Below are 335 nucleotides of genomic sequence, written 5' to 3'. Positions count from 1 at the left end.
CGTGCTCTACGACGTTGAGCGCAACATCAAGGACTTGCCTGCCGACGAGAGGCATCGAATACGGCAGCTCAGATCCCGCCCGGCCGCGGACTTGTTGTACGCGTGGTTGATGGCTCATCGGCAGAAGGTTCCAGACGGCACTGCCACGGCCAAGGCCATGGACTACAGCCTCAAGCGCTGGGCAGCGCTGACCCTGTTCGTCGACAACGCCGGACTGAGCATCGACAACAACCGGGTCGAGAATCTGATCCGGCCGATCGCGTTAGGCAGGAAGAACTGGTTGTTCGCCGGGAGCCTGCGCGCCGGGCAGAGGGCCGCGGCGATCATGAGCTTGC

Annotated in this window: 1 protein-coding gene; it reads left to right on the top strand. The window is 63.3% G+C overall.

The annotated features are described in order from the left end of the window. Window positions 1-335: transposase (locus tag RCF13_RS07375; protein WP_308141023.1), on the top strand; the 335-nt coding region annotated here is incomplete at both ends.

The sequence above is a fragment of the Stenotrophomonas maltophilia group sp. RNC7 genome, from assembly GCF_030910085.1.
Lineage (GTDB): Bacteria > Pseudomonadota > Gammaproteobacteria > Xanthomonadales > Xanthomonadaceae > Stenotrophomonas > Stenotrophomonas sepilia.
This window is presented reverse-complemented; position numbering and strand designations above follow the sequence as displayed.